The 5,615-nt window shown below is 72.5% G+C and carries 8 protein-coding genes; 5 read left to right on the top strand and 3 right to left on the bottom strand.

The window, feature by feature from the left end; all coding sequences use genetic code 11:
• Positions 1–165: 165 nt before the first annotated feature.
• A complete protein-coding gene (locus QM633_RS08640) occupies positions 166–738 on the bottom strand; it encodes an RNA polymerase sigma factor (RefSeq protein WP_415153346.1) in 573 nt (190 codons plus the stop codon).
• A 92-nt stretch (positions 739–830) separates the two neighbouring features.
• On the opposite strand from QM633_RS08640, the gene QM633_RS08635 reads away from it, so the two are divergent.
• Both QM633_RS08635 and QM633_RS08630 read left to right on the top strand, forming a co-directional pair.
• Positions 831–1,184, top strand: a complete 354-nt coding sequence (locus QM633_RS08635) for a DUF488 domain-containing protein (RefSeq protein ID WP_415153345.1) — start codon at positions 831–833, stop codon at positions 1,182–1,184.
• Between the two features lie 208 nt (positions 1,185–1,392).
• Complete coding sequence (locus QM633_RS08630) at positions 1,393–1,803, top strand: hypothetical protein (RefSeq protein ID WP_415153344.1); 411 nt, start codon at positions 1,393–1,395, stop codon at positions 1,801–1,803.
• 16 nt (positions 1,804–1,819) lie between these two features.
• On the opposite strand, the gene QM633_RS08625 is transcribed toward QM633_RS08630, so the two are convergent.
• Entirely contained in the window at positions 1,820–1,972 is a 153-nt protein-coding gene (locus QM633_RS08625) for a hypothetical protein (RefSeq protein WP_415153343.1), read from the bottom strand.
• A 19-nt stretch (positions 1,973–1,991) separates the two neighbouring features.
• Positions 1,992–3,041, bottom strand: coding sequence for an LCP family protein (locus tag QM633_RS08620; RefSeq protein ID WP_415153342.1), 1,050 nt, complete (start codon positions 3,039–3,041; stop codon positions 1,992–1,994).
• Between the two features lie 73 nt (positions 3,042–3,114).
• Here QM633_RS08620 and QM633_RS08615 point away from each other — a divergent pair, with 73 nt between their 5' ends.
• From QM633_RS08615 to QM633_RS08605, 3 genes are all read left to right on the top strand, one after another.
• Positions 3,115–3,525, top strand: coding sequence for a hypothetical protein (locus tag QM633_RS08615; protein WP_415153341.1), 411 nt, complete (start codon positions 3,115–3,117; stop codon positions 3,523–3,525).
• A 581-nt stretch (positions 3,526–4,106) separates the two neighbouring features.
• A complete protein-coding gene (locus QM633_RS08610) occupies positions 4,107–4,751 on the top strand; it encodes an RNA polymerase sigma factor (RefSeq protein ID WP_415153340.1) in 645 nt (214 codons plus the stop codon).
• A 52-nt stretch (positions 4,752–4,803) separates the two neighbouring features.
• On the top strand, positions 4,804–5,615 hold an 812-nt coding region (locus QM633_RS08605), incomplete at its 3' end, for a lysophospholipid acyltransferase family protein (RefSeq protein WP_415153339.1).

Raw genomic sequence — 5,615 nt, 5'->3', positions numbered from 1 at the left:
CGCCGCTCGCGAAGGCCGCTCCCGTCGCGCCCGCGCCCGCGAGCACGCCCAGCACCACCAGGCCCGCGGCCCGCCACCAGTGTGGACGCCGCCGCCGCGGCACCGCGACCTCGGCGACGAGTTCTGCCCGGATCGCCGACGACCGTTCCTCCGAGAACCCGCTGCTCATCCCCGCTCTCCCTCCATCGTTGCCTCGGCGCCGATCTCTGCCCGCAGCCGGCGGCGCAGCCGGGACAACCGCATCCGGGCCGCCGCCTCGCTCATCCCCAGCGCCACCGCGGCCTGGCCCACCGGAAAGCCCTCCACCGCGGTGAGCCCCAGCAGGGCCCGGTCCCGGCCGCCCAATCCGTCCAGCGCGGGGCCCAGGCGCTCCGCACGCGAACCGGAGAACTCGCCCCACAGCACCTGCGCGGCATCCGGAGCGGGGGAGGGTTCCGGCAGCCGCGCCAGGAACGCGCGGAACCGATTCCGGCTCCGCCGCGCGTTCCTGGCCACGTTGACCGCCGTCACCAGGAGCCAGGGCAGCACCGAACCGTCCACGAACCGCGCGGTGCCGCGGCGACGCCACAGCTCCAGGAACACCACGGCGGTCAGGTCCTCGGCGTCGTTCCTGCCCGTCCCGGCACCGAGGAGATGGCGGAAGACCCGGTCCCGGTGCCGATCCCAGATCACACCGAACAGCGCCGCGTCACCGGCCAGCACCCGCGCCCAGACCTGCTCGTCGCTCAGAACCCCCACACCACGAATTGTCCGCAGGAGGACCGAACGCAACGCCTTCGACACGTCCACGGCCATGGACCCGGCCGCGGCCACCACCGTACGGTGGGACGGTGCGGACGGCACGGCTCTACGACGAGCGCGACGACGACAGCACCCGGGTGCTGGTCGATCGCCTCTGGCCGCGCGGGATCCGCAGGAATGACCCCCGGATCGACCGCTGGTTGCCGCAGGCCGCCCCGTCCACCGAGCTCAGGAAGTGGTACGGCCACGACCGCGAGCGCTTTGCGGAGTTCTCGGCGCGCTACCGCGCCGAACTCGACACCTCGGAGGGCCGGTCGGCACTCGCCGAGCTCTCGGCACTGGCCGCGGACCGCCCGATCACCCTCGTCACCTCCACCCGCGAGGTGTCGCTGAGCCACCTCTCGGTGCTCGCGGGGATCCTCGACGAGCAGGCCCGTCCATGACCGGGCCGAGCCGCGACCTGCTCAGCCTGCTGCGCTGGCAGCAGGCCGGCGGGGGATGGCGCCTGGTCGCGCGATCGGGGACGGAGGTGACGATCGCGCTGCTGCGCTGCGACGACGGCGAGGAGGCCGATCGGCTCACCACCTGTGAAGGTGATGTGCGTCGCCATCTCGCCGGTATCGGGCGCCCGCCGTCGACTAGCGTTGCGACATGCGGATCCCGGACGAGTACATCGACGCCCTCACCGACGAGCTCGCACCGTGGGGGTTCGAGTTCAGCACGGTGAAGGATGCCGACGACGGCGTGACCGAGGTCGCCTTCGAGGCCGAGCCTGAATCGTTCGTCCGCGCCCACCCCGGGCTGGGGATCGAGGAGTCCTACGGCGAGGCCTGGCCCCCGGTCGCGCTCGAGTTGCTGCTCGCCTTCGACCAGCACGGGGACCCGGTCGGGATCGAGTTCGAGGTGTTCGACCTGCTGTTGTGGACCGCGTCCACCGACCCGGAACTGCACGCCCGGCTGAGCTCGATGGAGGATCCCGACGATCACGCCGTCGCCGTCGGCCAGGCGCTGGGGGACGTGCTGGCGGGTCCGTCCGATCCGGGCGACGGCTTCCTGGAGTGATCGCGGCGCCGGCGGGTCAGCTCAGGGCGTCCGTGCCCGCGGCCCAGGCCCGGGCGGCCGGACGGTTCGCCGCGTAGCGGAACCACCACGCGAGCGCTCCGCCGAGGCTCAGCAGAACCAGCATCCCGGCCAGCCCCGTGGCGAGTCGCCCCCTGCACCGTGTCCGCACGCCGCCGAGCCTACCGGCCTCAGCGCGGGCTCGACGTGGAGGTGGTCGCGATCCGCACATCCGGGGACCCGGTCGGCTGCGGCGACGAGGTGAGCGTCGGGGCGGCCGTGGTCGGGCTCGGCGAACTCGGCGCGGACGCGATGGGGCTCGGCGAACTCGGGGCGGACGCGGCCGACCGGGCGGTGGCGGGTGTCTGCGTCGTCGTGAACGCGTCCTCGGCGAACGCCGCCCGCAGGGCGGCCAACGCCTCCTCGTCCGGCTCCGCGCCCGCCTGGGTCGGGCGGGAACCGAGAGGCCAGGTGGCGATCCGGTCGGCCCGGACGCGGGACTCGACGATCATCCCCCTGATCTCCTCGCTGGTCAGGGCGGAATCCACCGTCAGGCAGGGCGTCAGCGCGTCCATCACCTTGTCGAACCGGTTCGGGTCGGTGATCGTCGAGCCGAGGTTGGCCCGGGCGAACGCCGCCCGGAGCAGGTCCGCGGTGCGGACCGAACGGGACAGTGGATCCGGGGCGCTACCGAGCAGCGAGACGACCTGCTGACCGCTGAGGTCTGCACCGTCGATCGCGATGCCACCGAGACTGTCCACCACGCCGGAGAAGCCGTCCAGGTCGAGCCGCGCCTGGTGGTCCATCCGCGCACCGGTCAGCGACTCGACGGCCCGCGCCGTCCGCAGCGGATCCTGCGCGAAGCTCGCCGCGAGGGTCGTGCGTCCGTTGCCGTCGTCGGCGACCAGGTCGGAGGGGAGCGCCACCAGCGTGAGGTCCCGCCGCGACGACGACAGGTGGACGATCACGACCGCCTCGAGCGTCCCCGCCTCGTCGGTGGTTGTCAGCAGGTAGTTCACCGCGTCCACACCGTCCTCGCTGACAGCGCTCGGCCGTCCGGCGTACGAGGCGAGGGGGTCCACCCGCTTGAGTCCCTCGACCGCGTCCCCGAGCCGGTTCAGGTACACGGTGAGCAGCGCGACACCGCCGATCGAGACGACCAGGACGCCGAGCAGGGCGCCGATAGCCAGGCGGTCGACAAGACCGCGACCGGTCGACTCCGTCGGTCCGCTCGGCTCCATCCCACCTCCTGACGTCCGCGCCCAGCCTAGGAGCCCGAGCCAACCCCGCGGCGAGCGCACTACCCTGAGCAGCATGGCTGAGGAGAGCCGGCGCCAGGCGGATGCGCGCCGCAGGCACGAACTGGCACAGGCCTCCGCGCAGGCGGAGGCGAAGGCAGCGCAGACCCAGCTGGACGCCTTCGTCCTCCGGCTGCGGGAGGCCGGTGCGGCGCCCGAGCCGCTGCAGGCCACCCTGCTCAACGGGACCAGGGTGAGAACAGGGCTGGTCGGGTGGTACCTGAACCGGGCGCGGACGCTCGCCGTCGCGCCCGACGGCCGCTACTACCAACTGATCACCGCAGGCTCGGCGTTGGCCCGGTTCACCGGCGTGACACCGCAGCCGAGCGATCCGACCCTCGTGATCGGACGCGGCGGGCGCGACGGGGAGACCGGCGACCTGGCCGAGTTCCTGGACCGGGCTTTCGCCGGCTACACCGGCCGCTGAGCCGGCCCGAAGACGGCACCAGGGGGACGCTGGATATCCGAGCGTCCCCCTGGGCGAACATGATGACGGTCGGGCCGCCAACCCCCGTGGTGAGTACGACACCGATTCTACGACCGTTTTCACGTTTCAATCGCCTCTGGGACCGGTCGTTGCCGAATCGTTAGAAAAGGCCGAGAAACGCTCAGCCGACGGGCGGCGGTGGACCGAGTAAGGAACCGTCCCCAATCCGGTCCGGTGGACCGAGTAGGGAACCGTCCCCAATCCAGTCCGGTGGACCGAGTAAGGAACCGTCCCCAATCCAGTCCGGGCGGACCGAGTAAGGAACCGTCCCCAATCTGGTCCGGACGGGCGGAGGAGCCGTGGCACCGGGCATCACGAGCGGCGGGCCACGCACCACGAAGGGGCGGGCAAGGCAACACCGGGGACGGGTTCGGTCAACACCGGCGACGGGTTCGGGCAACACCGGGGACGGGTTCGGACAACACGGGGACGGGTTCGGGCAACACGGGGGCGGGTTCGGGCAACACCCGGGCCCGGTGGGGCAACACCGTGGGCAACACCGGTTCGCGACGCTGTCCGGCATGGACGCACAGCTGTCACTGGACGCGCTGAACGACGAGTGGCGTGACCTCGCCACCGCCCCCATCGGCGACTGGGCCGACGAACCGGACCTCGCCGCCGCTGCAGACCTGGGCGCGGTGCTCGGGCTCGTCCGGGCCAACCCCGACCGGGTGCTGGCCACCCTGCTGCGGCTCGGCGCGGCGGGCGACGGCCTGGCCCGCCGGGTCGTCCTGCAGGCGATGCTCGGCAAGGCCGTGGTGCTGTCCGCGGGGCGCCCGGGGAGCCTGCCGGACGTGATCGCCGAACTGTGGCTGGCGATCGCCGAGTATCCCGTCGACCGGCGGCCCCGCTCGATCGCCGCGAACCTGGCGTGGGCGATGCGGCGAAGCCTCGTGCGGCCTCCCTGTCCACCACCGGTCGACGGCCTCGACCCGCCGGCACCGACTCCGGAGGCCGACGCCACCACGACGCTGCGGGAGGCGCGCCGTCTCGGCCTGATCGACGCCGACACGCACCGGGTGCTGTGGACGGTGTACGTCGCCGGTCGCACCAGCGCACAGGCGGCGGGCGAGCTGGGCACCACACCCGATGTGGTCCGCTGGCGCTGTTCGCGCGCCCTGCGCAGGCTCGCTCGCCACGCCGAGCTGCTCGCCGAGCCCGCCTGAATCCTCCCGCAGCCGCCTGAGACAGTGCGCCCCGGATCCCGAGTGCGGCACAATGGCCGGGTTACACGGAAGGATTCGGGTGGCTGAGCCGAAGCTGAACAGGTACACCTCCGCTGGGCCGGGGTCTGCCCGGTTCATCGCGCAGCACCTGATCATGAAGCCCTACATCTGGTCGGCGCTGACCGTGCACGAACACGGGGTGCGGAACCTCGAGGGCCTCAAGGCGCCCTTCGTGGTGGTCGCCAACCACTCCAGCCATCTCGATGCCCCGTTGATCTACGGCGCGCTGCCGCGGCGGCTGTCGAAGAACCTGGCCGCGGCCACCGCCGGCGACTACTTCTTCAGCAACTGGTACACCGCGCTGCCCACGACCCTGTTCTTCAACTCCTTCCCCGTGCAGCGCCAAGGGCATGCCAACCGGACCGGCCTGCGTGGCCTCGCCGCCCGGCTGGTCAGCGAGGGAGTGCCGATCCTGATCTTCCCCGAGGGAACCAGGTCGCGGACGGGCGCGATGGCGAACTTCACCCCCGGTGCCGCCGCGTTGAGCATCTCGCGCAACGTGCCCGTCCTGCCGATCGCGCTGGTCGGCGCGTATGCGGCGATGCCCTACGGCGCGAACGTGCCCGTGCCCGGGCGTCCGCACGTGCACGTGGTGTTCGGGCGTCCGCTGCGCGCCGCGCCCGGCGAGATCGCACACCAGTTCTCCGAACGCCTGCATCGCTACGTGGTCGAGATGCACGACACCACGGCGCGCGCCTACGGCATGCCGACGCAGGCCGACTTCGCCCGCGCCGTCGCCCTCCGGGCCGCCGCTGCGCAGGCCGAGCGCGCGGCCGCGTCCCGTCAGGCCGAGGTCGGAACCGG

This window comes from Propionicimonas sp. (assembly GCF_047606205.1).
Lineage (GTDB): Bacteria > Actinomycetota > Actinomycetes > Propionibacteriales > Propionibacteriaceae > Propionicimonas.
The sequence above is the reverse complement of the archived record's forward strand: the minus strand, read 5'-3'. Positions and strand labels throughout refer to the sequence as shown.